The following is a 23,185-nucleotide window of genomic DNA, read 5'->3' as shown; positions in this document are numbered from 1 at the left end:
GTTTTATCAATCCAAAAATTCTGAGGCTTAAGCGACGTCGCGAACACCTACGAGGAAGTTGTCGACTTCTTGTTTCAGGCGCACAGCCTCGCTCTGCAGGACGTTGGCCGACTGGCTGACCTGACGAGCCGCGTTGCCAGTATCGTCCGCGGACGCTGCCACCTTGACGATGTTTTGGGCAACTTCCTGCGTACCGTTGGAGGCTTCCTGAATGTTCCGCGCGATTTCTTCGGTCGCCAGCCCCTGTTGTTCGACAGAGTACTGAATGCTCGAGGAGATCTCGTTCATTTTCTCGATCGTTTCTGAGATGCCCTTGATCGCATCCACAGAGCCTGCGGTCTCGGACTGGACCGATTGGATCTGCAGGGAGATCTCTTCGGTCGCCTTGGCCGTCTGGTTGGCAAGTTCCTTGACTTCAGCAGCAACAACCGCAAAGCCCTTGCCGGCTTCACCAGCACGCGCAGCTTCGATTGTGGCGTTCAAAGCCAGCAAGTTGGTCTGCTCTGCGATGTCGGTGATGAGCTTTAGAACTTCGCTGATACGCTGCGCTGCTTCGGCCAAACCCTCAATTTTGGAGTTGGTTGCCTGCGCCTGATCGACCGCATGCGAGGCGATCTCCGTGGATTGTGTCATCTGACGCGAAATCTCACCAACCGACGCCATCAACTCTTCAGCCGCAGAGGCAACTGTTTCCACATTGGACGACGCTTCCTCGGACGCAGCGGCCACCGTCGTACTCTTCTCGCTGGTATCATCTGCACCTGCGGTCAGGGTCACGGAAGCGCCGTTCAGATCCTCGACCTGGGACATGACTGTCGCGGTCAGTTCCGTGATCTTCCGATCGAAGTCTTGCGAAATTTCGCTGATCTTTTGAGCGCGGGCGAGCTGCTGCCGCTGAGTTTCTTCCTGTTCGGCTGCCAAGGCTTCCGCCTGCTGTGCCTTGTCGCGGAAGACTTCCAGAGCCTTGCTGATCTCTCCGATTTCATCCTGACGATCCGTGTCATGGATCGGCTCTTCATAGCGGCGGTCAATCAAGGCCTGAATGCTGCCGACTGCACGCTCCAGCGGGCGACGCACAATGTTCGTACCTACAATATAGATCGACGTTGCCACAACGAGCAGCAGAACAAGCCCAACAACCGCAATCATAGTTATGATCTGCGTTGAAGCTGCGTTCAAAGTCGATACTGGTACGTTGACGACCACGGCCATTTTGGCGTCGGTCCGGCCAATGCTGACCGGTTTTACAATTCGCAAAACATCGGTGCCGAGTGTGTTTGAGTAGCCTTCATACACATAGCTCTCGCCATTCTTTACGGCTGCAAGCAACTCATCCTTGACCGCCAGATCGGTATCGGACCTCCCTTCGCTCCACTTTTTACCGAGGAGCGCACCGTCCGGATGGGCGATCCAAGACCCATCCTGGGAAATCAGGTGGACCGATCCGGTTCCAAGTGGTTGTTGTTCCCCCAAAGCACTCGACAAGGGTGTCAGCATGATGTCACCGCCGGCAACACCAATGACTTTCGAGCCCTCTTTCACCGGAATACCGAAGGATACGCCGGTCACAGTCTTTCCATCAGCTTCCCAGCTGTATGGCTCTGTCACGTAATCCTTGCCGGTTTCGTAAGGGACATTGAACCAAAGGCTTTTGCCGGGCTGATCCATCTCCAGATCACCCATCGGGCGGTACCCGAGCTTGCCGTCGGCAAGCCGGAAGAAATAGGGGCGCCACATGCCGCTGTCATCGTGCTTTTCGGCACCGACGTACTCTGCGTCCTTACCGTCCAGCCCATCGAAAGGAATAGCACCCCAGGTTCCAGAGAAGTCGACGTTTTTATGCAGCGTCTCTTCAACGATCGCCATCCACTGATTGCGATCCTGATTGCCGGTGCTCTTCAGTCCTGTCAGGGCCGCGGCAAGCGATTGAGCGGTGACAAGACCGTTTTCCATGGTCCGCTGGACCAATTCAGCCTGGTCTTCAGCAACAGCATCCGCTTGAGCAACGGCAAGCGATTGCGTCATCTGTGAGGCTTGCCAGCCAATGACCCCGATCCCACCGACCAAGGCCAAGGCAAGCGTTGCAACACTAACGCCTACGAGTTTTGTAGTGACCTTCGCATTCTTAAACACCGGATCTTCTCCGTTAGCCAATCGATTCGCTGCAGCAGTCCAACTGCTGCATCTGCGAACAAACTAGCCTGCGGAGATTAACAAGGTATTCAAAGGCCTAGGGATTATTGCGGTTTTGGCGGAAACGCATCTTCTACCATCGGCAAAAGATGCAGTTTCCGGTTAGTGCCGGAAGTGACGCATGCCGGTCATGACCATCGCAAGACCGGCTTCATCAGCCGCTTTGATCACATCATCGTCGCGCATGGACCCACCCGGCTGAATGACCGCCGTCGCACCCGCCTCTGCCGCCGACAGCAATCCGTCAGCGAACGGGAAGAAAGCATCCGACGCAACGACGCAGCCCTTGGTAAGTGGTTCGGACAATCCGGCAGTTTCCGTCGCATCCAAGGCCTTTCGGGCAGCAATCCGAGCCGAATCCACCCGGCTCATCTGACCAGCCCCGACGCCAACTGTGGCTCCATCCTTGGCATAGACGATAGCATTCGATTTGACGTGCTTGGCAACCCGGAAGGCGAACTTGAGATCCTGCATTTCCTGATCGCTTGGTGCCCGCTTGGTCACGACTTTCAGATCAAGATCATCGACAACGCCGTTGTCGCGTGATTGGACCAGCAGACCCCCAGCCACGGATTTCACGAAAAGCCCCTTGGCGCGCGCGTCGGCAAGCCCACCCGTGACCAGAAGTCGGAGGTTTTTCTTCGAGGCAATGATCTCGCGGGCGGCCTCATCGGCATCCGGTGCGATGATGACTTCGGTGAAGATCTTGACGATCTCTTCAGCCGCCGCAGCATCCAGTTTTTGGTTCAGGGCAACGATGCCACCAAAGGCAGAAACTGGGTCACAGCGGAGCGCTTTTTCGTAAGCCTCCTTGAGGTTGCCGCCTTCCGCAACACCGCAGGGATTGGCGTGCTTGATGATCGCAACTGCGCTCGTGCGCGCAGGGTCGAACTCGCTGACCAGCTCAAAAGCCGCATCGGTGTCGTTGATGTTGTTGTAGGAGAGGGTCTTGCCCTGTATCTGCGTTGCAGTTGCCACGCCCGGCCGCTTTTCGCCCGTTTTATAGAAGCCAGCTGTTTGGTGCGGGTTCTCGCCGTAGCGCATGACTTCCGAGAGCGCGCCGCCGACAGCTCTGTGGGCCGGGGTTGCCTCATCCAGTTGATCGGCCATCCAGTTCGACACCGCCGCATCATAGGCAGCCGTCCGCGCAAAGGCCTTTAGCGCCAATTTCTTCCTTAAGTCGAGCGGCGCCTTGCCGTCATTGGCGTCCAGCGCTTCGATAACAGAGGCATAGTCGGCCGGGTCAGTCACCACCGTGACATAGGCATGGTTTTTCGCTGCCGCCCGGGTCATGGCCGGCCCGCCAATATCGATGTTTTCAATCCCCGTTGCATAGTCCGCACCGGACGCAACAACCTCTTCAAACGGATAAAGATTGCCGCAAAAAAGATCGATGCCGGTGATGCCATGATCGGCCATCGCCTTTTGATGGTCTTCATCGTCGCGGATCGAGAGGAGTCCGCCGTGGACGCTTGGATGAAGCGTTTTGACCCGGCCATCCATGATTTCCGGAAAATTGGTGACTTCCGAGATATCAAGAACGGCCAGCCCGGCGTCTTTCAAAGCCTTGTAGGACCCGCCTGTCGACACCAGCTCAACGCCGCGGTCCGCCAACGCCTTTGCGAAGTCGACAAGACCGGTTTTGTCAAAGACAGACAAAAGGGCACGTTTGATAGGGACGAATTCTGGAACGGGTACGGCTTTGGACACGATGGCCATAAAGACTGCCTCTCAGCTGGAACGGGGCGGGAAAGCGTGGCGCCCCGTAACACGTCTGGCCGGAAAGCGGAAGGTTTCAGATCGTTCTAAGCTGCTATGTCAGTCCAAAGACGCATCGTCTGCAGTCGCCTCAGCTTCTTCGATTGCGTCGGCAGGCGGATCTTCGAGCGGCAGCTCTTCCGTTTCATCAAAATCACTGGTTCCACGCCGGCTCAACTTGGCCGTCGCCGTCCGCCGGAACTGCCACCCGACAGAGGGCGCTGTTTCCAGTGGGCCAGACAGAACGATCTGCTCGGACTTTCTGTGACCATAAATATCTGAAAGATAGATACTTTCTTCCAAAGCAATCTCAATACCCGGAGCTTCGAATTCCCACGCTTCGCCGTCACGGCATACCAGCAACAAGGCAGACCCTGCCCGGATCAAAGACGCCTTGATCGCCGGATGAAGATGGAAGCGGATGGTGTAAAGCGTGTCCGGATCGACAGAGCTGACCGCCTGGAACGTATCGATGCCGTCGAGAACGGTTCCGTCGGCCGACAACCGCAAATCCCGCTGATGCAGAACATTGAAATCCGACACATAGCCGTCGTGAGAAGCGATCACCCGGCAACCCGCAGCGTCATCTTCCCTGGAAATGTCGATCACCCGCGGCCCGGACAGGATCGGGGCACCGAGCAAATGTCCGAACGGCTTTTCCGAAAGAAACCGGCATGAGGAGGTATCGTCGATCGACGCGGTCGAATGGGCGGCGGTGGATCGGCTCACTTTGCGCCAGACCGGGTTCGATTTTGACGAAACCCCGCAATTGACCACCATACGATGGGCGCCGGTAGAAAACTCGAACGACAAGCAGCCGGCGTGAGCGTTTCCGGACAGCGCAATGTCCGGGGCAGGGCCGGTGTCGACCAAGACGACCGATGATCCTCCGCTCAAGCGTTGATATCCGGAATGCGGCGCATTGGTGGGCGGCGCCCCGCGGGCATCATCATAAGCGAGGATGGTTGCGACCAGATCGCTCGGCGTAGAACCCATGCCATTAAAGTGAGCTAGCGCTCCATCACCGTGGCGGAAAAACTTCATCAGAGGCATCATCCGGTCAACCGACTGGACCATGGCCGCCGGGACTTCGAGTCCCTGCGCCACAAAGGCCTGACGCACAGGCAAAAGATCGGCAAGGATGTCGATCAAGGCCCGCGGATTTCTTGAGATATGCCCCCCATCTGGCAAGATCTGTCGTGACAGCTCCTGATCGAGCCGGCGAATGCTTTGACGCGCAAAACGGCCTTGTCCCGCCATGGAAATACAGGCTGATGCGATAGCGAGCGTTGCATGAAGCCGCTCAACCCCATCTTCGGTCTCATTGATCGTCTGACGGAGATACTGCACCTGGCGCGCCAGAGACTTGATGAAGGTCCGGTAGAAACTGTGATCACCGTCTTGCAGGATGAACGGAGAGTGCGCAAGCCAGGACAAGATACGCCGCGTGACAATGGGCGCTTCCCACCCGATCGGATGCCAGCGGCCACAATACTTGATCCAATCCTCCGCCAGAGCACGGGCATTCTGCCGCGCGATCTGGCTGTCGGCTGCCCGCAGATCCCTCAGCCATCCAAAGGCATGAAGTTCACGCTGCCAGTCTTCATGCACCGCCTGAAGCTCAAACGGAGACCGGCCTTGTGTCTCAACGAGATGACCAGAGAATAGAAAACGCCCGCCATAAATATCGGCTGCGTTTGTTGCATCGGCCGTTCTGAGATCTTGTGGGGCAATCAGCAAGCGCTCGGGCACGGCCGAAAATGGCTGCAAGCGGGAGATTGGTCCGCCATGCATCCATTTCCGGGTCCGTTGCCAGATATACAGCGCCACCAGGCCCCAAATACGCCCGCGCTCAGAGAGGGTGGCATTGCTCACCGGACCATCTCCAACATCGATGGTCTATGCGTGTCTATAACGATCTCCATTCACGCTGCCGGGTTCATAGCTCCGGCTCAGCCGTTAAGGTTAGCAAATCATTTATAGAATCATGACAGTTGAAGAGTTTATTCTGCGTTAAGAGATCCTGAACCGTGCGGCGAAAAAGCCATCCATGCCGAAAAGGCCGGAATCAAGCCCCGCAGACTGATCCGGCCGGCAGCGAAGATAGCCCTCTGGCGTGACACTTTCGCCAAGGCCGCCAATTTCACTTGCGTCGACCGGCACCAACGCCACGCGCTCCTTGTTCCGCTCAAAAAACGCCTCTGCCTGGCCTTCGCCTTCGGCGCGCTCCAGGGAACAGGTGCAATAGACCAGAACGCCGCCCGGCTTGAGCCAAGACATGACGCGGTCCAGGAGAGCTGTCTGAATTTCGCTCAGCTTTTCAATGTCGTAAGGCTTTTTAATCCAGGGCACATCGGGATGACGCCGGATCGTCCCCGTTGCGCTGCACGGTGCATCGAGCAGGATCGCATCGAACAAAGCCTCGGGTTCATACTCCCGCAAATCCGCTGCAACAGTCCTCACAGATAGTCCGAGACGGGTCATGTTTTCCGCAAGCCGCTTGAGCCGGCCCTTTGAAATATCGATGGCCGTTACCTCGGCGCCGCTAGCTGCAAGCTGTGCTGTTTTTCCGCCGGGCGCTGCGCAAAGATCGGCAACCTGCTTGCCCGAGATATCGCCCAGCAGTTTGGCCGGAAGGGAAGCAGCGGCATCTTGCACCCACCATGCGCCCTCTTCGAACCCTTCCAGTGCATCTACGGCACCTTTTTTGGTGAGCCGAACACTTCCAGCGCCGACAACCACACCATCGAGCTTTTCCGCCCATGCTGCTGGATCGGCTTTCACAGTCAAATCAAGCGCGGCCTCACTCTCATGCGCCTTTGCGATTGCCCGTGCACCTTCCTCGCCATAAGCCTCCTGCCAACTTTCCCAAAGCCAATCCGGAGTGTTAAGCCGGGGGGCATCGAGATCCGCCGCAATTTCTTCGCGCTCGCGCCCAAGACGGCGCAGAACACCATTGACCAGGCCTTTGTAGGGCCGGGCCCGGCGATCCATGGAGGCATGATCAACGGCGAGCGAAACGGCAGCGCGGTCTGGAACATCCAAAAACTGCATCTGCGCGATGGCGACATGGAGAATGTCGAGCACCCGGCCGGTTTTTTCCGGAATATCGCGATCCAGCAACCGGCCCAGGATTTCCGAAATTTCACCTCGGTGGCGAAGGGCAGCGCCCGCGATGGCGCGCACCAGGGCCCGGTCATTGGCGGCTAAGGCCCGGAAACCGGAGTGTCCGGATGCCATATCCAATTCACCGTCCAAGGGACGCTTCTTGTGCACCACATTTCCCAGGATATCGGCGGCGACTTTGCGGGCCGCAAAACCCGGCTTTTCTGACTTTTCAGCCGGGGCGCCTTTCGAAGGCTTGTTGTTTTTTTTAGGTGATTTGCTCACGAAATTGTCCTGATCGGCAGACCTGCACACTTCAGCAGGTGTCAAAATCAAGCGCCGCAGTCCGGGCTTCCGGCTGCGGCGCGTTGACGGTCATTCTAGATCCAACCCCGGCTGGCGCCAAGGTGTTTTCAAGCTTTAGCCCCACGGGCCCTTTGGGCGCGGCGGTTCATCATAGGACCGGCCACCAGTTGTGCCGCCCCAGGGGCCTGATTGCGGAGCGCGGGATTGGGCAAATGTCCCGCGTCCTGCGGTGCCCAATCCGGCTTCCGACAATTTGCGCAGCTCATCAATCCGATTCTGGGTGTTCGGGTGCGTGGAAAACAGATTGTCCATGCGCTCGCCGGACAGCGGGTTCATGATGAACATGTGCGCCGTCGCCGGATTGGCCTCAGCATCCGGATTGTGGATGCGCTCGACACCACCGGATATCTTCGCCAGGGCAGACGCCAGCCACATAGGTTCGCCGCAGATCTGCGCGCCCATGCGATCCGCGGCATATTCGCGGGTCCGGGAAATCGCCATTTGCACGATCATCGCCGCCATTGGCGCAACGATCATCATCAAGATGACGCCGACAAAGCCCAGGGGATTGTTGCGATTGCCCCCGAAGAGAAAGGCAAAGTTCGCAAGCATCGAGATCGCACCGGCGATGGTCGCCGTGATCGTCATGATCAAGGTGTCGTGGTTCTTCACATGCGCCAGCTCGTGCGCCATCACACCGGCCACTTCTGCCTTGCTTAGCATGTCCAGCAAGCCGGTGGTCGCTGCAACGGCTGCGTTTTCCGGGTTCCGTCCGGTCGCAAAGGCGTTCGGCTGCGGGTTGTTGATGATATAGACCTTGGGCATCGGCAGATCGGCATTTTGCGCCAGTTGGCGAACCATGCCGTAATACTCGGGCGCCGAGCGCTCATCGACTTCCTGTGCATGGTGCATGCGCAGGACCATCTTGTCTGAATTCCAGTAGCTGAACACGTTCATCGCGGCCGCAATCGCGAGCGCGATCAACATGCCCGACTGACCGCCGATCATGAACCCAAGGCCCATGAAGAGCGCCGTCATACCTGCAAGCAACATGGCTGTGCGAACGTAATTCATCGGTGCCTTATCCGTTTCCGTTTGAAGCTGCGGACGAAAGTTGCCGCAGTCTTTTCTCAACGTTCAAGATGGGGATGCCTGCCATTCTTGGCAAGTTTGTCCTATATAACGCGAAAGTTTTGAAATCTGGCTGACAGCGGAAACCATGACCGACACGAAAGATACGGAAACGGCGCAATTCACGGCAACCGAAGTGCCCTCCCTGAAGACAGACGTGGCCGAAGCTCCAAAACGCAAATTCGAGGACCTGCCGCCTGCGGCCCAGCGCGCCCTGAAGGAAGCCGAAGACCGGCGCAAGGAAATCGACGCCAAACACAATGCCATGGCACCGGAGGTTGACGGCCGAGGCGGCCTGGAGCCAACGCGTTATGATGATTGGGAAATCAAGGGTTTGACGGTCGATTTCTAGGCGGCAGTCTTCGCCAGCTTCCGCACTTCCGCAGCGATTGCCTTGGCCAGACCTTTTTGCGGTTCGGCTTCCAAATGAACCGCGTCCACGTCGCTCACGGACACAACGCTGCCCGTATCGAAAAAGGCAACGCCGTAGGTTTCCGCCAGCGTCTCATAGACGCCCGCCAGCAGCTTGGACTGGGCCACACTGTGGTCTTCTGAGAAAAGGCCGGCATATTCCTTGCCCGTAAAATCCCCAAGCGGCGGCGGCGACATCAAAAGTACTTTTGGGGCGCGGCCCTCGACATCATCGGTCGCTTGCGTGGCGGCGAACAGCAGCCGGCCCATCGCAAGACCGATCGCATCAGCGCTCATCTGAAACCGGTCCTGGAGATCATTCGTTCCGAGCATGATGATCAGGATGTCGATTGGCATGTGCGTCTTTCGCACGGTTGCCAAGTGCTCAAGACCGTTCTTGTCGCCGCGGGCAGGGTCTTCAAAAACAGTTGTCCGCCCGTTTACGCCCTCTTCGATGACATAATAGTCAGAGCCAAGTTCCTTTTGCAGGAGGCGTGTCCAGCGCTCGTCGTGGCCGTAGCGGGTCTTTGTTCCCGGCACAAACCCCCAGGTGAGCGAATCACCAAAACAAACGACGGAGAGGGGATCTTTTCCCGACATATCAAATCCATAGACACGCGTGTGAAATCCAAGCATTGGACCCTAGTGGATCCTTTAAAGTGTGGCAATCTCATGCAGATTGGCGGCGATATTCTGCTTGGTTAATAAGAGATTTACCAAGGACGGGATAGGGTCGGGCAAACGTTTTGCGTAACGACTGCCGGATCTTAAATGACTGCCAGCCAGACCACCTACAAGCGCGGCGCCGCGCTGCCGGGTTCCAACCCTTTCCAACGCCTTGCCGACTTGCTTGACGGGCAAACTCCGGGCCTTGAACCGATAATGATGACGATCGGTGAGCCCCAGCATCCGATACCAGATTTCACGGCTGAAGTGCTGGCGGAAAACATGGCTGATTTCCGCCGCTATCCGCCGATCAACGGCACGCCAGAGTTCCGCAGCACGATCGCGGACTGGCTCGACAAGCGCTATGGCCTGAACGGCACCATTGACCCGGATTTTGGCGTCCTGCCGCTGAACGGCTCCCGTGAAGGCCTGTCATTTGGGGCAATTGCGGCCCGCGATCAGCTGGACAAGGGACTGGATCATCCGGCTGTCATTCTGCCGAACCCTTTCTATCAGACCTACGCGGCCGCAGCTCATGTCGCAGATGGCGAGACCGTTCTTCTGGATGCTGTCTCTGAGCACCAGTTCCTGCCGGACCTGGACGGCCTGGAACCGGCGCTTCTGGACCGGACGGTCGCCTTTTATGTTGCCTCGCCTACCAATCCGGAAGGCTCGGTCGCGACGCTGGAATACTGGCAGAAGTTGATCGGCTTGGCCCGCAAACACCGCTTCATGATCTTTGCAGACGAGTGCTATTCGGAAATCTACCGGACATCCCCGCCCCCAGGCGTGCTGGAAGCCGCGCATCGCATGGGCACGGACTTTTCCAACATCGTTGTTCTGAATTCCCTGTCGAAGCGCTCCAATCTTGCCGGGCTACGGTGCGGATTTGCAGCCGGCGATCCTGTTTTCCTGAAAAAATGGGCAAAGTTCCGCGGCCTTGCAGCGCCGCAAGTACCCTTGCCGGCCCAGGCCGTCGCGGTCCGCGCATATCGCGACGAAGCCCATGTTGAGGAAAACCGGCGGCTCTATAACGAAAAATATGAAGCCGCAGAACGCCTCCTTGGCTCAATCCTTGGCCCTGTAACAACCGAGGCAGGCTTCTTTCTCTGGCTCAATGTCGAAAAGTGGGGAGACGGTGTTTCCGTCACACAGGCCCTTTGGCGGGACACAGGCGTGAAGGTCTTGCCGGGCAGCTATCTGGCATCTGATCAATCAGATGGCAGCAATCCGGGCCGGAATTACATCCGTGCGGGTTTGGTGGCGCCCCTTGCGCAGACGGAAGTCGCTCTTGAGCGTGTGGCAAACTGGTTGGGAGACAAGGCATGAGACGGGCCAGTGCAGTGCGCGGATCGGGCCGCCGGTCCGCGGTCGATCTTCTGGACACAGAGAGTCCGGCCAAGCGTTTTCTAAGACGGAACCTGACCGGTGCGGCTGGCCTCGGGATCATCTCCATTGCGGCGGCCCTCTCAGCCGCCCTTGCAACCTGGTCCGTTAATGATCCGAGCCTGAACCATGCGACGGGTGGACCTGTGCGCAATGCGCTTGGTGCTCCAGGCGCGATCGTTGCCGACGTCTTGATGCAGACGATTGGCCTTGCAACAGCTGTTTTCCTCGTTCCCCTGGTGTTATGGGGCTGGCGCCTCTTGACCGGCCATGCCCTCGGCATCGGCCGCAAGCGTCTCTTTTATTGGATTCTCGGATCCGGGCTTTCGGCTGGCGCGCTGGCGGCGCTGCCCGTTCCGCAAAGCTGGCCGTTGCCGACAGGCCTTGGCGGGTTTCTGGGAGACATGATCCACGGTGTCCCGGCTATTTTAACCAGCAACCTGACGAGCGGCGCTGCAACAATCATTGGAGGCCTTGGACTCGGTGTTCCGGCCGGTCTTCTCCTCCTTGCTTCGGCCGGTTGGCTGGGCCGCGCAGGTGAACCTTTAGAGCATATCGAGCCACGCAGGGCCCCGGCCGGGCATGGCAAATCCATCGAGGACGATCTCGGCCTTGATGACGCAGAGGAAGGCGAAAGCCGCTTGGCTCTGATGGCGACGGCTTTTGCGGGACAAATCAGTCACATCGGGCTTTTGGCGGTGACACAGGTCCGCCGGATGACAGGCTTGAAGCGCACGCCGGTCCATGAAGACGAGGAGGAATGGGACGGTATCGACGAGCACGATGACTACGAGCCGGAAGAACCTGCTCAGAAGAGCCGTCTGCAATCGTTCCGCCGGGCTCTCACCGGCCGTTTGATGCCGGAAGACGATGACGGTCTGGACGAATTCTACGAACGCGGTCACATGACTGAGCCTGACGCCCATGATCTGGATGACCCCTTCGGCGAGGACGGTGAGGACTTTGGTCCAGACGATTTCCTGATCGACAAAGGCCCGGTCTCCGGCGAGTCGTTGCCGGGTGAAACACCAAGACCGGTTGGTATTGCAGCCCCTGAACCAGCTCCAGCACCTTCGGGACGAGCAGCTGCGCAACCCGCGCCGACCGGCCGTGTCATTCCACCGGCTCCAAAACCGAAACAGAGCAAACGGGCGATTGAGGAAGCGCAGCCCTCTTTCCTCGGTGCCCCGGAAGAGTACGAATTGCCGCCGCTGCGCCTGCTTGCAGAAGCCAAGGCCGCCGGCAAGGTTCCAGGTCTTTCTGCGGATGCTCTGGAACAAAATGCCCGGATTCTGGAAGGGGTTCTGGAAGACTTTGGTGTGCGCGGCGAAATCATCGAAGTCCGCCCGGGTCCGGTTGTCACACTCTACGAACTCGAACCCGCACCCGGTATCAAGTCGTCCCGGGTCATTGGTTTGGCAGATGACATTGCCCGCTCCATGAGCGCGATTTCCGCCCGTGTTGCGGTCATCCCCGGTAAGAACGCCATCGGCATCGAATTGCCGAATGCACGCCGTGAGACCGTTTATTTGCGCGAAATGCTCGCCGCTCAGGATTTTGAAAAATCGAAATCCAAGCTGGCACTTGGCCTCGGCAAGACGATCAACGGTGAAGGCGTGGTTGCCGATCTTGCCCGCATGCCGCACTTGCTTGTTGCCGGTACGACCGGGTCAGGTAAGTCGGTCGCCATCAACACCATGATCCTGTCGCTGCTGTACCGGCTGACACCGGATCAGTGCAAGATGATCATGATCGATCCGAAGATGCTGGAATTGTCGATCTATGACGGCATTCCGCACCTTCTGACCCCGGTCGTGACCGACCCGAAAAAGGCCGTTGTTGCGCTGAAGTGGACTGTCCGCGAGATGGAGGACCGCTACAAGAAGATGTCCAAGATGGGCGTCCGCAACATCGACGGCTACAACACCCGGATCAAGCAGGCCCTGGAGAAGGGCGAAGAGATGACCCGTACGGTCCAGACCGGATTTGACCGGGATACGGGAGAACCGATCTACGAGGAAGAACAGCTGCCGCTGGAGGCAATGCCGTATATCGTGGTCATCGTCGATGAAATGGCCGACCTGATGATGGTGGCCGGCAAGGACATTGAAGGCGCGATCCAGCGCCTTGCGCAGATGGCTCGTGCCGCAGGCATCCACCTGATCATGGCAACACAGCGTCCCTCGGTCGACGTCATCACCGGTACCATCAAGGCGAACTTCCCGACCCGAATTTCCTTCCAGGTCACTTCGAAGATCGACAGCCGCACGATCCTGGGTGAAATGGGCGCGGAACAGCTGCTCGGTATGGGTGACATGCTGTTTATGGCCGGTGGCGGCCGGATCCAGCGTGTTCACGGGCCTTTCGTCTCCGACGACGAAGTGGAAGAGGTGGTCAAACACCTCAAGGTTCAGGGCACACCGCAATATCTGGAAGCTGTGACGGAAGAAGATGAATCTGCCGACAGTCCTTATGATGGCGGCGCGGCCTCCGGCAGCGGAGACAGCAACGATCTTTATGACCGGGCCGTTGCAATTGTTCTGAAGGACAAGAAAGCCTCAACGTCCTATGTCCAACGGCGTCTGTCGATCGGCTACAACCGGGCTGCGTCGCTCATCGAGCGCATGGAGCAGGAGGGCCTGATCAGCGCTGCTAACCATGCCGGTAAACGTGAAATTCTGGTGCAAAACGGGTTGGATGAGGATTTCTGATCCTCGTTCGCCCAAGGTTTGCCATAGACACTTCCTAGTTAAGATGAAACGGTTGAACCTAGCACCAGATTAGGACTTTGAATCATGCTGACACGCTTCGTTTCCCGCATCGCCAAGTCAACAATCCGGCCGGTCGTCGCTCTGGTAATGGCCGCTGCCATGACCGTGCCGGCTATGGCCTTGAGCGATCAGGAGCAACAGACCCTTCAGGATCTGAACGCGTATTTCAACTCCGTGAAGACCATGCACGGCGACTTCATCCAGTTTGGTCCGGACGGCAGCCAGTCGGATGGGAAGTTCTATATGGCGCGCCCCGGAAAGGTCAGGTTCTATTACAACAAGCCGTCCGTTCTGGACATTGTGGCCGACGGCAAGTCGGTATCGGTGCGGGACCGCAAGCTGAACACGCAGGATATCTGGCCGCTTGGACAAACGCCGTTGCGCTTTCTTCTGTCGGATTCCATTGATCTCCAACAAGATACCAACGTGACGAATGTGCTCGTCGAGGAAGATCTCATCACGGTGACCATTTTCGACAAGACCAAGTTCAACTCTGGAACTCTGACCCTGATCTTTGACGCAAAAGACTATGCGCTCAAGCAATGGACCGTGACCGATCAGCAGGGCTATGACACGTCGGTTGCCGTCTACAATGTCGTCTCGAACGGTCCGACCAATCCGGATCTCTTCAAGATCGACTACCTGGCAAATTCACGCCAGTAACTCGAACGAAACGCATTCCTGCAGGACAATGGATAAAACACCGTCCCTTCCTTTGGTCCGCAGGATCTTTGCCGACTATTGCGACCGGCATGGCTTGTCGCTCATTTGTGACGAAGGATCCGGGCAGGCGGGCTATATTGAACTTGCTGACGGACGCCGCCGCTTCTTTCGCGGAACCCACTTCGATCTCAACCCGCTCGGCGCTGCGGAAATCGCGGACGACAAGGCTTATACTCTCAGTTTCTTGAAACGGGACGGCTTCACTATCCCGGAGAGCATGCTCATTCATGGGTTTGACGTCTTGGCCGGCCTGCGGGTTCATAAACCCGAGATTGCGGCGAAGATGCACTCAGCCGAAGACGCGTTGCAGTTCGCTGAAACCGTCGGATATCCTGTTTTTGTTAAGCCGAACAGTGGGCAGGAAGGAGAGGACGTGCTGCGCCTGGACGATCAGGCAGGCCTTCAGCACGCCTTGACCAATCTCCTGCTGCGGCATTCGTCACTTCTCGCGCAGAGATGCGTTGAGGGTGCAGATCTCAGGATCCTGGTCCTTGATGGCGAGATTCTGCTAGCGCTGGATCGCCAACCAGTGCAGGTGGAAGGAGACGGGGAACGGACGGTCGAACAACTTGCCTTCGGTGTTGCCGGCCTGAATTTCCGCGATCCGCGCGTTGAACCTGAACTCACACGGCAAGGTCTTGGCCCCGCGTCCATTCCGGAGAAAGGACAAATTGTCGAGCTTTTGCCGAACAAAAACCTGTCCGCGGGAGCAAAAGCCAGGGACATCACGAACAGCGTTGCGGATGATCTGAAAGAGACCGCAATCTCGATCTGCGGAAGCCTTGGCCTGCGCTATGCAGGCATCGACTTGATCGCAGAAAACCCAAAAAAGCCCGGAAGCCGTTACGCTGTTCTGGAGGTCAATGCAGCGCCCGGGCTCAACCGGTATGCCGCCCAAGGCGCGGAAGAACTTGCTAAGGTTACAAGTGTTTATGAGCGCGTCCTCGACGCGCTCACAGGCAAAAGCACTTAGTAGTCGCCGAGCTTGATATCCCGGGAATACTCGCCGTCGACTTCTTTCGTGACGGCCTGACCGCAGATGGTTTCACCCTTGGTCGCGTCATAGGTCAGGGACGGGGATCCGCTGAGTTCCCAGCCCTTGTTGAGCGCTTCGGTGACCCGGTGGCAAAACTCGCTGCTGTCGACATTGGTGATGAAGCGATAAAGTTTCATGCGGTACTCTCTGAATTGTCTACGCGCGGGCCGCAATGGCGTCTGCAATCGCAATCACCCGCTTGCCCATGTCCGCATGTAGCCGTTCGGCCATCTTTCCGTCCACCTGAATTGCGCCTTTCGATGCATTTTCAGGAAGGTCAAATATCTCGTTGATTTTACGTGCCCAGGCTACTTCGTCCTCTGTCGGGCTGAACGCCGCGTGACAAGACCCGATCTGTTTCGGATGGATCAAGGTTTTTCCGTCCATGCCCATTTCAGCGCCCTGCGCACATTCTGCAGCAAAGCCTTCCTCGTCCTGGAATGCGTTGTACACACCATCGAGGATGTCGATGCCCCCGGCACGCGCAGCCGCGACACAGGTCATCAGCCACGGCATCATGACCGCCCGGCCCGGTGCCAACCGCGCACGGGTTTCCTTGGCCAGATCATTGGTGCCCATGACAAAGCAGGACAGGCGCACTTCCGGATCCCGTCCGCAGGCCCCAATCGCACCAGCATTCAGCATGGCCTCCGGCGTTTCCATCATCGCCCAGAGCTGGATTGAGCTCGACGCACCGTGCATCGACAAAAGATGCGCGACTTTTTGCAGATCAGCCGGGCCATTCACCTTGGGAACGAGGATCGCATCCGGATTTGCTTTGACGGCAGCCTTCAGATCGTCATCGCCCCAGACAGTGTCCAGACCATTGATCCGGATGACCACTTCCCGCTCCCCATATCCGCCTTCCGAGACCGCTGTCACGATCTGCTGACGCGCCGTTTCCTTTGCATCTGGTGCCACTGCATCTTCGAGATCCAGAAGCAGGCAGTCCACATCAAGGGTCTTGGCTTTTTCGAGGGCGCGCGCATTTGACCCCGGCATGTACAGCGCGGAGCGGCGGGGTTTGAAGGTCTCACTCATGAAAGGCGTCCGTGGTTTTTGTTGCTGCGCAGCAAGCTAACGGCAACGATCCGCGGAATCCACTCGCCTTTTGGCTCACTCCGCTGCGGTACCCGGCGCGGATTTCTGGAAGAGCATGTCCTTTGCCGCAATCACCGCCCCCACCGTAATCGCAACGCAGGCAATGATCACAGGCAACGTCAGAGCGCCAAATCCAAACGCAATGAGCAACAACGTAGACAGAAGCGGCGCGGAGTATGCCGCAGCTCCCAGAACCTGGATATCACCGCGCTTTACGCCGATGTCCCAGGTAAAGAAGGCAAGCCCGACAGGGAAAAGGGCCAGAGCGATCACAGATCCCCATTCCAGCATGTCTTGGGGCCAGACCGTTTCTTCCCAGATAAGATGACACACAACGGACAAAAGGGATGTCATGAGGCAGAATCCGGCGACAGCCTCGGTCGGCACCTGCCCGAGACGCCGGGACAAGACGGAATAGCTCGACCAAAAAAGCGAAGACAACACGGCGGCCCCATAACCAATCGCCGACCCGCCGGAAAAGCTGATCCCGTCACCGCCCGTGATCAGTAATGCAGCGCCGATCAGTCCTAGAACCGTGCCAATCACATGGTGCACCCTCAGGTGTTCACCTGGCAAAAACGCGGAAAACACGACGATCAGCAGCGGCCAGGTATAGTTGATCAGATTGGCATCGACCGGGGAAGCATTTCGGATTGCCGTGAAATAGAAAAAATGGAAGCCAAAGAGGCCGAGTGTCCCAAAAGCCCAAACTCTTGGCGGCTGTTTGAGCCGATCCAGTTTTCCCATTGCCGTGACAAGGGACAGCGCAAGCAGACCGGAAATTCCGAAACACATGGCATTCAGCAAAAAGGGCGGCACTGCACCGGAGCCTGCCCCGAACAGGCCCAGCGTTGCCCACATCAACACCGCGCTCAGTCCGATCATCGTCGCCCGGACCCGGCTGATATCTGACATGCTCGCTCCCATTCAATCCTGCACGCGGGTGATGCCATGATCGCCAAAAAATCGAAAGTCCGATGGGCTATTTTGATTCAAGTCCTTGATCACCGAACGCCTTTTGGACATGTTGGGCGTCTCTTCTGTTCCTCATCTCCGGAGATTTCATGAGCAAGACGGAAATCAAGGCTCTCGGGCTGGATGACGCCCATCAGCTTGCCCCGCTCATTGCCGAAAATGCACAGGCCCTGAAACGCGGCGCCCCGCGCCGGCCTGACGAGTTCTATGCCGAACGGATCCTCGGCGACAAAACCGCAGAGGTGCTTGGCGCGTTCAACGGCGATGCGCTGATCGGTTTTGCAGTCTATTTCGACTTGCCGGAACTGATCACAGGCCTCCGGATCGGCCAGCTGGATGATATCTATGTCCATCCCGATCATCGCAATCAGGGAATTGGCCGGAAACTCATCGAAACACTGGTGAGTGAAGGTCAAAGCCGTGGCTGGCTGCACCTGCGCTGGATTGTCCCGGGCAAAAACACGCCAGCGGTCGCGCTCTATGAAAAGATCGCCGAACCGGATCACCGCAAAAGCTACGTCATTCCGATCGACCGGATTGCCGGCGACTGATCCATCGGCTTCAGGATCCCGTCTGAAACAGGGGCGGGATCCGGCCAAGCGTGACAATTCCCATCCGCATCAGACCGTTGTCGATTAAAAGCGGTATCTCGATCGCGGGATCACCGTGATGGTCAGTTCCAGTTGGTTGAAGACTGGACAACAGGCTTTCTACAATACTGAATTCATTGCTGTTCGGCGGAAAGAGTGGCCGGATGAAGTTCAGCATGTCGCCGGGTTGAACGAGGGTAAGCGTCAATGTGCCGGACAAGGCTCCGGCCCCGTTCACCGTCAGATCGCCCCTGCCGCCAAAACGGCTCGCGCCTAGAGCTACTTCGGCCAAGACCAAACGAACCGGCAATTCGCCGCCATTTGCCAGAACAAGCGAGCGCAGATCCGCGCCAGACAACAAGGACGCGCCATTGAGGACCTGAAGATGCATCCTTGCATCCACCCGATTGGTCAGTGACGGCAGCTGATCCACCGTCAGGCCATCAATGGAGAAAAATCCATCGACGGCACCGATTGTCTCTGGAGAGGGACGCAAATGAAATTCGGCCTTCTCTGACAAAATCCGTGCCTCGGCGGCAGGATTTTGAACTCTTAAGTCCGGCCGGGTGACAACGACATCCACCTTTCCGAGCGCTTCGGTGGAATATCTGGCACTGGCTCGAGCTGTTTCCCAGGTCAATTCACCGGAAACACCCGCCAAGGGCAACGATACGGCTGCCGGTGTTGCGGCCTCCAGAATGACATGCCAGGGATTGTAGACCAGTGCGACTGCGGTCAGACCGCCCATGGCACCTTCGCTGCCGGACAAATCACGTGATTTCAGATCATCACAGCGGATTTCGTAGCGCCATGGATAGCCGCCAATTGTCAGGTCAGTGCACGTGACTTCTGTGCCTTGCTCGGAGAACCGGCCAAATTGCATGTCCAGCTGATCGGCCAGAACAGTACGCCCGTAAGCCCAGGCACCAGACCAACCGGCAACCACGATGACGATAACCCCGATAAGAATAAGATACTTACGTTTGCTTGGTGTTTTTCCAGCGGCAGTATCAGAAGACACGAATGAATTCTCCTTCAGGCATCAAACAAATCGCGGCAGCATTGAAACGACCGGCAACGCTTGGTATCCCGGCATGTCCGTAACCACATGGCTTGAGACCGGGCGCAAGCGAAGAGACAGGATGATATGAGCGATTTTTGGGTGTTTGGCTATGGGTCATTGATGTGGAACCCGGGATTTGACCACTTGCATGCCGAACCTGCTCTTCTGCATGGGGCCCATCGGTCCTTATGCGTTTATTCGTGGGTCCACCGGGGCACCGAAGCCCGGCCCGGGCTTGTCTTCGGCCTCGACAATGGCGGCACCTGCCGGGGCATGGCCTATCAGGTTGCAACAGAGAACTGGCCGACAACGCTCGAATACCTTCGCGCCCGCGAGCAAACGACCATGGTCTACAAGGAACACTGGCACAACATCTCGCTGGACAGTGGCCAGAAAGTGGAAGCCTTGGTCTACATGGTTGATCACGGCCATCCGCAATATGCCGGCGCGTTGCCGTTGGAAAAGCAGCTTGAAATCGTCAACGGAGCGGTCGGGAAATCCGGTCCGAACCCGGAGTATGTCATCAATACTGCCGCTCACTTGGATGAAATGCAGATCACCGATACCGGCCTGACTTGGCTGGCCGAGCAGCTTAAGTCCGTTACGGATCGCTAATCAGCCTGTCGAGACCGGAATGTCTTTCAACACTGGCGACGGATTCCTAGCTAAGCGGGCTTCCTCGATCAGACGATTGCTCGAAGTCTCGATCTCTTCAATCATCTTGTCATAGAGCGCTTGCGGCTCCAAGCCTGGTTCGATGGGCGGCAAGATCTCGACAATGACCGTTCCGGGGTGAACCATGAAGGATGCTCTCGGCCAATAGACGCCGGCATTGTGCGCGATCGGGACAACCGGACACCCCAGGTTCTTGTAAAGATGCGCAATCCCGAATTTGTATTTCGGCTCCGCACCAGCTGGACGGCGCGTGCCTTCCGGGAAAATCAGAATCTGTCGCTTGTCCGCGATCTTTTCTTTTGCGGCTTCCATCATTGCCGCGAGCGCTTCGGAGCGTTTGCCGCGATTGATCGGGATCTGATCGAACTTCATTGTGTACCAGCCGAAGAAAGGCAGCCAGTTGAGTTCACGCTTCAGGATGAATGCCGGCCTTGGAAACAACGGAATAAGACCCACGGTTTCCCACGCGGACTGGTGTTTCATCGCCGCAATGTAACCAACACTCGGCAGGTTTTCCCGGCCGCGGATCTCTACATTCAGACCCGCCACATATTTCATCAAGAGGATCAGTGACTTGGACCAGACATGCGGGATCCACCAGCCCCATTTGCGGGGCAACAGAAGAACCGGCAGATACAACAGCATCTGAACCAGCGTGACTGAATAAAACAGGATCTGAAAAACCGTTGAGCGCAGTACCAGCATGGGACCTGTGAAGCTTGTAAGGATCAACCGCCGCTGAAACGCCGCAGATAAGAGCTCAGCTCATACTGCGCACGGCAATTCGAAGTCGTGCGACGGTATACTTCACATATTCGCGGATGAGAAGACGGATCGTGGCGGGCTTTGTGTGCCAGGCTTCAAGTTGAAGATCCTTTGCAAAGACCGGGTATCCGATCAGCGTCACATCGGGCAGCGCACCGGAGAGTTCTGCAGTGGCCCGCGGCAAATGATACGCGCTTGTGACCACAAGGAGAGAATCGAACCCGTTCTTTCGAACCCAGTTCGCGGTCTCGGTTGCGTTACCGGCTGTATTCAGCGCAACCCGGTCCAGCTCCACGCTGCCTTCTTCCAGCGGTTTCGCTGATGCGGTGACGACAGCGATCTGTTTGCGTGTGGTTCCCGGATGCACGCCCGAAATAAGCAGGCGGCCAGCGTGGCCTTCTTCCAGCAGGCGGACGGCCTCACTGACACGTTCCTGACCACCGGTCAAAACAACGATCGCATCAGCTTGCGGGCTCAAAGGAACGGTTGCCGTTGAGACCCTGTTGGCAAAGTTCGCAAATTGGATCGTTGTTCCAACGATGAAAACGGTGACACACGCCACAAGAAACGTTCGCAAAGCAAAACGTCGTTTTTCCCGTGCATCTTCCGTCACAGAGGCGCAAGAAGCGGAACTCCCCGGTGCATGTCCGCCAGGGTCGAGCCGGGTGACCGGCAGGGTTGTCCCGTTTTTGCCGCCCGCATCAATCGCGGGATCTGCCTGTGTCATAAGGAGACCGTAGAAGATGATTCGGCCAATTTCGCGGCATTTTCACGCAAAAATCAATCCACTTTCGCCAAATGTGCCTTCACCGCGAGGCCAGATGTCATTGCCGTCAACACGGCGACCAGAAACACGACACCAAAGACGCCAAAGTAGCCCGGCAAACTCACAGATACTGTCCCAAATAGGGCGGAGAGCTGGTCGGAACCAGCCTGTCCAGTGCCCTGGCGGGTCATCATATCCAAAAGCACAAAGCAAACGATCGACGCCAGCCCCCCTGAAACGCCACCTTTCAGGCCCAGCACAAGGAAATGCCGCTGGAATTCCCGCGCAATGAAGGTGTCTTCTGCGCCGACAAAATGGAGCACGGAGACAACATCCTTGTTTCCGGCCATCGCTGCCTGCGTTGCAAAGACAACACTGAGGACCATGGATCCCAACACGAGCAGCATGATCGCAAAGCCGCCAGCAACGACCGTTCCAGCCATCGCAGACAACCTGGATGTCCAGACCGAATGGTCATCCACGCTCGCGCCCGTCACATTCTGGCGGATGGTCGCCCGGAGTTGCTCAAGATTCAAAAGGGATGGATCTGCAATGGTAATCTGAATAAGCCGCGGCACCGGCAAGCCGTCGAGCTGCAGACCATCGCCAAGCCACGGCTCCAAGAGTGCCTTTGTTTCGGAATCTGAAAGCGCGCGCACGCTATCAATTCCGGAGAACTCTTGTGCAAGCGCAACCGCCTTGTCGATCTCGCGCAGCATATCGACGCCTTCCGTCGGGCGGATCTGGATTGTGATCTCGCGCACGAGGTCGTTTTGCCACGCGTCGGCGGCATCCCAGACGATCGATACTGCACCAACTGTCAGACAGGCGAGGAAACTCATGATCGCAACAACGAGCGTGAGCGCGCGCCCTGCCACAGACTGCGGCGGTACAATCGCTGCGGAGGGACGGAGTTTTGTAGCATCGCCTTTTGGGGCCGATTTTGATTTCGGCGCGGGCTTGCGGGCAGGTTTCTTGGGCCGGCCCGTCTGCCGCTGCGGCCGGACTGAAACTTCCGGAGCTTTTTTGCCGTCTTGTTTTTTAGACCCTGCCATTGCCAGCCTAATCGAAAATGGTAAGTCGACCCTCGGCAAGGACCATCCGCCGGGCATCCACCTGTTCCAAGAGTGCAATATCATGCGTTGCAATGACAACGGACGTTCCAAGTTTGTTGAGTTCGATAAAGAGGCGCAATAGACGCCGGGCAAGGGGCGGGTCAACGTTGCCGGTCGGCTCATCGGCCAGCAGAACTTCCGGACGGGTGATCAAGGCGCGGGCAATCGCGGCGCGCTGCTTCTCCCCGCCGGACAAGACTGGCGGTAATACATGCATTCTGTCGCCAAGCCCAACCCATTTTAGAAGGTCGATCACATCGGAGCGATATTCAGCTTCATCCTTTCCGGCAACCCGAAGCGGCAAGGCGACGTTTTCGTAAGTTGTCAGATGGTCCAGCAAACGGAAGTCCTGAAACACCACCCCAACCTTGCGCCGGAGGGCTGGCAGTTCCTGCTTGCTGATCACACTCATGTCACGGCCAAACACGTTGATCAGCCCACGCGTCGGGCGCAAAGACATGAATAGCAACCGGATCAAGCTGGTTTTTCCGGCACCTGACGGCCCGGTCAGAAACTGAAAGGATTGCGGCTCGATCTGAAATGTGAGGTCCTGCAGGATCTCCGGACCCATGCCATATCTTAATCCGACATTTTCGAAACGGATCACGCCCGCGACTCCTGTTGATGGGCTGCACGCTAACCGCGCGCC

Annotated in this window: 21 protein-coding genes; 7 read left to right on the top strand and 14 right to left on the bottom strand. The window is 57.4% G+C overall.

Features of this window, described 5'->3' with window-relative positions; translation table 11 throughout:
* Positions 1-27: 27 nt before the first annotated feature.
* The 5 genes from ACQY4Z_RS12505 to htpX form a co-directional block, all read right to left on the bottom strand.
* Positions 28-2,133 (bottom strand): methyl-accepting chemotaxis protein, encoded by a 2,106-nt coding sequence (locus ACQY4Z_RS12505; RefSeq protein WP_428521721.1) that lies wholly within the window; start codon positions 2,131-2,133, stop codon positions 28-30.
* Between the two features lie 162 nt (positions 2,134-2,295).
* Positions 2,296-3,912, bottom strand: coding sequence for a bifunctional phosphoribosylaminoimidazolecarboxamide formyltransferase/IMP cyclohydrolase (purH, locus tag ACQY4Z_RS12500; protein ID WP_428521719.1), 1,617 nt, complete (start codon positions 3,910-3,912; stop codon positions 2,296-2,298).
* A 99-nt stretch (positions 3,913-4,011) separates the two neighbouring features.
* Positions 4,012-5,826, bottom strand: a complete 1,815-nt coding sequence (locus ACQY4Z_RS12495; RefSeq protein WP_428521717.1) for a heparinase II/III family protein — start codon at positions 5,824-5,826, stop codon at positions 4,012-4,014.
* A gap of 138 nt (positions 5,827-5,964) precedes the next feature.
* Positions 5,965-7,341: an RsmB/NOP family class I SAM-dependent RNA methyltransferase gene (locus tag ACQY4Z_RS12490; protein ID WP_428521715.1), complete on the bottom strand. Its 1,377-nt coding sequence runs from the start codon at positions 7,339-7,341 to the stop codon at positions 5,965-5,967.
* A gap of 135 nt (positions 7,342-7,476) precedes the next feature.
* Positions 7,477-8,436, bottom strand: a complete 960-nt coding sequence (htpX, locus tag ACQY4Z_RS12485; protein ID WP_428521713.1) for a zinc metalloprotease HtpX — start codon at positions 8,434-8,436, stop codon at positions 7,477-7,479.
* Positions 8,437-8,581: 145 nt separating this feature from the next.
* On the opposite strand from htpX, the gene ACQY4Z_RS12480 reads away from it, so the two are divergent.
* Positions 8,582-8,845, top strand: coding sequence for a DUF1674 domain-containing protein (locus ACQY4Z_RS12480; protein WP_008194342.1), 264 nt, complete (start codon positions 8,582-8,584; stop codon positions 8,843-8,845).
* On the opposite strand, the gene ACQY4Z_RS12475 is transcribed toward ACQY4Z_RS12480, so the two are convergent.
* Positions 8,842-9,540, bottom strand: a complete 699-nt coding sequence (locus ACQY4Z_RS12475) for an SGNH/GDSL hydrolase family protein (protein WP_428521711.1) — start codon at positions 9,538-9,540, stop codon at positions 8,842-8,844. The two genes, ACQY4Z_RS12480 and ACQY4Z_RS12475, sit on opposite strands and share 4 nt — an antisense overlap.
* Positions 9,541-9,675: 135 nt before the next feature.
* On the opposite strand from ACQY4Z_RS12475, the gene ACQY4Z_RS12470 reads away from it, so the two are divergent.
* From ACQY4Z_RS12470 to ACQY4Z_RS12455, 4 genes are all read left to right on the top strand, one after another.
* Positions 9,676-10,899 (top strand): aminotransferase class I/II-fold pyridoxal phosphate-dependent enzyme, encoded by a 1,224-nt coding sequence (locus ACQY4Z_RS12470; protein ID WP_428521709.1) that lies wholly within the window; start codon positions 9,676-9,678, stop codon positions 10,897-10,899.
* A complete protein-coding gene (locus tag ACQY4Z_RS12465; RefSeq protein ID WP_428521707.1) occupies positions 10,896-13,667 on the top strand; it encodes a DNA translocase FtsK in 2,772 nt (923 codons plus the stop codon). The genes ACQY4Z_RS12470 and ACQY4Z_RS12465 overlap by 4 nt, the downstream gene beginning before the upstream one ends.
* An 84-nt stretch (positions 13,668-13,751) precedes the next feature.
* Complete coding sequence (locus tag ACQY4Z_RS12460) at positions 13,752-14,390, top strand: outer membrane lipoprotein carrier protein LolA (RefSeq protein ID WP_428521705.1); 639 nt, start codon at positions 13,752-13,754, stop codon at positions 14,388-14,390.
* 28 nt (positions 14,391-14,418) lie between these two features.
* Positions 14,419-15,423 carry a hypothetical protein gene (locus ACQY4Z_RS12455; RefSeq protein WP_428521703.1) on the top strand — a complete coding sequence of 335 codons (1,005 nt, stop codon included), beginning with the start codon at positions 14,419-14,421 and terminating at the stop codon, positions 15,421-15,423.
* Here the strand turns inward: ACQY4Z_RS12455 and ACQY4Z_RS12450 are convergent.
* From ACQY4Z_RS12450 to yddG, 3 genes are all read right to left on the bottom strand, one after another.
* Positions 15,420-15,623 carry a DUF1737 domain-containing protein gene (locus ACQY4Z_RS12450; RefSeq protein WP_133952789.1) on the bottom strand — a complete coding sequence of 68 codons (204 nt, stop codon included), beginning with the start codon at positions 15,621-15,623 and terminating at the stop codon, positions 15,420-15,422. The two genes, ACQY4Z_RS12455 and ACQY4Z_RS12450, sit on opposite strands and share 4 nt — an antisense overlap.
* Positions 15,624-15,642: 19 nt before the next feature.
* A complete protein-coding gene (locus tag ACQY4Z_RS12445; protein ID WP_428521701.1) occupies positions 15,643-16,527 on the bottom strand; it encodes an HpcH/HpaI aldolase/citrate lyase family protein in 885 nt (294 codons plus the stop codon).
* 75 nt (positions 16,528-16,602) lie between these two features.
* The gene (yddG, locus tag ACQY4Z_RS12440; RefSeq protein ID WP_428521699.1) at positions 16,603-17,502 is read right to left on the bottom strand and encodes an aromatic amino acid exporter YddG; all 900 of its coding nucleotides are present in this window, start codon (positions 17,500-17,502) and stop codon (positions 16,603-16,605) included.
* Between the two features lie 149 nt (positions 17,503-17,651).
* On the opposite strand from yddG, the gene ACQY4Z_RS12435 reads away from it, so the two are divergent.
* On the top strand, positions 17,652-18,113 hold the full coding sequence (locus ACQY4Z_RS12435; protein WP_133952787.1) for a GNAT family N-acetyltransferase: 462 nt from the start codon (positions 17,652-17,654) through the stop codon (positions 18,111-18,113).
* A gap of 10 nt (positions 18,114-18,123) precedes the next feature.
* On the opposite strand, the gene ACQY4Z_RS12430 is transcribed toward ACQY4Z_RS12435, so the two are convergent.
* Positions 18,124-19,173: a DUF2125 domain-containing protein gene (locus tag ACQY4Z_RS12430; RefSeq protein WP_428521697.1), complete on the bottom strand. Its 1,050-nt coding sequence runs from the start codon at positions 19,171-19,173 to the stop codon at positions 18,124-18,126.
* A 126-nt stretch (positions 19,174-19,299) separates the two neighbouring features.
* On the opposite strand from ACQY4Z_RS12430, the gene ACQY4Z_RS12425 reads away from it, so the two are divergent.
* Positions 19,300-19,830, top strand: a complete 531-nt coding sequence (locus tag ACQY4Z_RS12425; RefSeq protein WP_428521695.1) for a gamma-glutamylcyclotransferase — start codon at positions 19,300-19,302, stop codon at positions 19,828-19,830.
* Here the strand turns inward: ACQY4Z_RS12425 and ACQY4Z_RS12420 are convergent, their stop codons facing one another.
* From ACQY4Z_RS12420 to ftsE, 4 genes are read right to left on the bottom strand one after another with little or no spacing between them, the layout of a single operon-like run.
* The gene (locus ACQY4Z_RS12420) at positions 19,831-20,595 is read right to left on the bottom strand and encodes a lysophospholipid acyltransferase family protein (protein WP_428521693.1); all 765 of its coding nucleotides are present in this window, start codon (positions 20,593-20,595) and stop codon (positions 19,831-19,833) included. It lies immediately after the preceding gene.
* A 55-nt stretch (positions 20,596-20,650) separates the two neighbouring features.
* Positions 20,651-21,382 carry a YdcF family protein gene (locus ACQY4Z_RS12415; RefSeq protein ID WP_428521691.1) on the bottom strand — a complete coding sequence of 244 codons (732 nt, stop codon included), beginning with the start codon at positions 21,380-21,382 and terminating at the stop codon, positions 20,651-20,653.
* Between the two features lie 53 nt (positions 21,383-21,435).
* On the bottom strand, positions 21,436-22,476 hold the full coding sequence (locus ACQY4Z_RS12410) for a cell division protein FtsX (RefSeq protein WP_428521689.1): 1,041 nt from the start codon (positions 22,474-22,476) through the stop codon (positions 21,436-21,438).
* 7 nt (positions 22,477-22,483) lie between these two features.
* On the bottom strand, positions 22,484-23,143 hold the full coding sequence (ftsE, locus tag ACQY4Z_RS12405) for a cell division ATP-binding protein FtsE (RefSeq protein ID WP_133952781.1): 660 nt from the start codon (positions 23,141-23,143) through the stop codon (positions 22,484-22,486).
* Positions 23,144-23,185 lie beyond the last annotated feature (42 nt).

The organism is Roseibium sp. (genome assembly GCF_965276855.1).
Lineage (GTDB): Bacteria > Pseudomonadota > Alphaproteobacteria > Rhizobiales > Stappiaceae > Roseibium.
Note: the sequence above shows the minus strand (reverse complement) of the source record. Positions and strands in the feature narration are given on the sequence as shown.